The organism is Peribacillus sp. (assembly GCF_059453735.1).
This window is the reverse complement of the sequence record NZ_JAZVJO010000509.1, coordinates 1-1962: the sequence shown is the minus strand read 5'-3', so window position 1 is coordinate 1962 and position 1962 is coordinate 1. Positions and strand designations below refer to the sequence as shown.

3 protein-coding genes are annotated in these 1962 nt (G+C 35.6%); 1 reads left to right on the top strand and 2 read right to left on the bottom strand.

Going from position 1 to position 1962, the window contains the following annotated elements; translation table 11 throughout:
* Positions 1-66: 66 nt before the first annotated feature.
* Together AC52RT_RS16885 and AC52RT_RS16880 are read right to left on the bottom strand one after the other, a co-directional pair.
* Positions 67-366 (bottom strand): hypothetical protein, encoded by a 300-nt coding sequence (locus AC52RT_RS16885; RefSeq protein ID WP_495541821.1) that lies wholly within the window; start codon positions 364-366, stop codon positions 67-69.
* Positions 367-606: 240 nt separating this feature from the next.
* On the bottom strand, positions 607-762 hold the full coding sequence (locus tag AC52RT_RS16880) for a hypothetical protein (protein ID WP_495541820.1): 156 nt from the start codon (positions 760-762) through the stop codon (positions 607-609).
* Positions 763-956: 194 nt separating this feature from the next.
* Here AC52RT_RS16880 and AC52RT_RS16875 point away from each other — a divergent pair, with 194 nt between their 5' ends.
* A complete protein-coding gene (locus AC52RT_RS16875) occupies positions 957-1880 on the top strand; it encodes a helix-turn-helix domain-containing protein (RefSeq protein WP_495541819.1) in 924 nt (307 codons plus the stop codon).
* The last annotated feature ends 82 nt before the right edge of the window (positions 1881-1962 follow it).

Here is a 1962-nt window from a genome sequence, read left to right as displayed (position 1 = left end):
GAGAAAAAGCTCAAAAAAGTAACACTCATGGCCTGCTATTCAGAAGCCGTGAGTGTTTTTTTTTTATTAATAAACCAGATTATACTGATTGATGCATTTTTTAATCCCTAAGATGTTTAAAAAGTGCTGGATTTTTCTCATTGAGGATTCATGGTATTCTTCCATAATCGAAAACTCCCGTAAGTAGGCGATTTTTTCTTTCTGTTCCTCATTTATTGAGTAAATCTCTTCTTCTCCCGCTTCTTCACAGGTGTAAATAATAGCTTCCCCAATTTTCTTCGACTCCCTGACAAAGGAAAATGAAAAGACAATGGCGCATTCATCATCAAAAAACGAGGGATTGACCTTCATATTAATATCAAGCATTATTGTAACACCTCTCTCCCATTTATTATTTCAAGCATAACAAATACTGGTTTTTTATGTATTCTTGATTATTCTCTTTTTAGAGGTATTTATCGCCTATTTCCGCACGAATACTTAACTTTTCAGTACATAATATAACTTTAGGCATATGCCTGGAAGAATAGCTAAACAAAAAAGTGAATAACAAAAACACACCCTTCCATTGAAAAGGTGCGTTTTTTTAAAAGGCTAATTTATCGATTAATGTACCCCTGGTAATTCGTGAACACCTGGCAGCTCATGTACGCCTGGTAATTCATGAACACCTGGTAACTCTGATGTTTGCGCTCCACCGACAAAGACTGCACCGGCTACTAGAAGAAAAGCTACCATAAAACCTGCGAATTTCTTTTTCATAGGTAATTCCTCCTTTTTCTTCAAAAAATATTGGATTTAATAGAAATAAATTCTATAGTTATATTTAACCACACTAGTAAAAGGGTTGAAATCCGGATTAACCATGCTAAAAAGTATCTATCTACAGGATATGAATGGTTTACCTTCGTTTTTATATAAAATTATAACTCTAGGAATATTTAAGGGGAGTTAATATGGACTTTTCAGCTGTAGGAAAGAAAATAAAAGAACTTCGAAAGCAAATTAAACTCTCGCAGGGTGAGCTCGCAGAGGGGATTTGTACACAAGCGCAAATTAGTAAAATCGAAAAAGGCGATGTTTACCCCTATGCCTCAACCCTTTATTTAATTTCTCAACGGCTCGGTGTTGATGTGAACTACTTTTTTGATATTGGAATGACTCCAAGACTTGATTATGTCGAAGAGGTTATCTATCAGTTAAAGCTTGCACGGCGCAATATGAACTATACCGAAATGTATCAGCTTGTGCGAACCGAAGAAAATAATCCATTGTTTACGCAGCATACAAAAAATCACCAATTGCTGCTTTGGCATAAAGGAATCTATCAGTATGAAGTAAAGGGAGATGTAGGAAAAGCTATTTCTCTAATTGAAGAAGGCCTCGCGCTCACACAGATCAACGAAAAGATGTACTCTGAAAGAGAAATTGAAATGAAGAGCAGTATGGGTGTGATTTACTTAGCGGATCGACAATATGAAAAGTCCTTTGCCACTTTCCAAGACGCTTTACTTCATATAAAAGCCCTTCCGCATGTAAGTGATAAAACCGTCAAAACACGGCTTTATTATAATTTTTCCCGTTTACTCACTCGAATGAATCAGTACGATGAGTCCATTCAATATTGTCAACAGGCAATAAAATGGTGCCTTGAGCAGGATCAGCTCTACTTACTGGCGGAATTGCATTATCAGTTAGGCTATAATCTTGAATTACAGACTAACTATCCAGAAGCCTGTGTCAACATGAAAAAATCCATTTTCCTGTTTGAACTGCAAAAAGATAACCGCTTCCCTGCTTTTATTAAAAAGAAGCTGGATTCCTGGATTGAAGAAAAGAAAATTGATGATGATTTGAATATCGTTCATCTTAATCGATAAAACGGCTTATAGAATGGGAAATACCATTTTATAGGCCTTTTTTGTTTTCCAGATTCTAAAGAATTTACACCTGAATCATTCA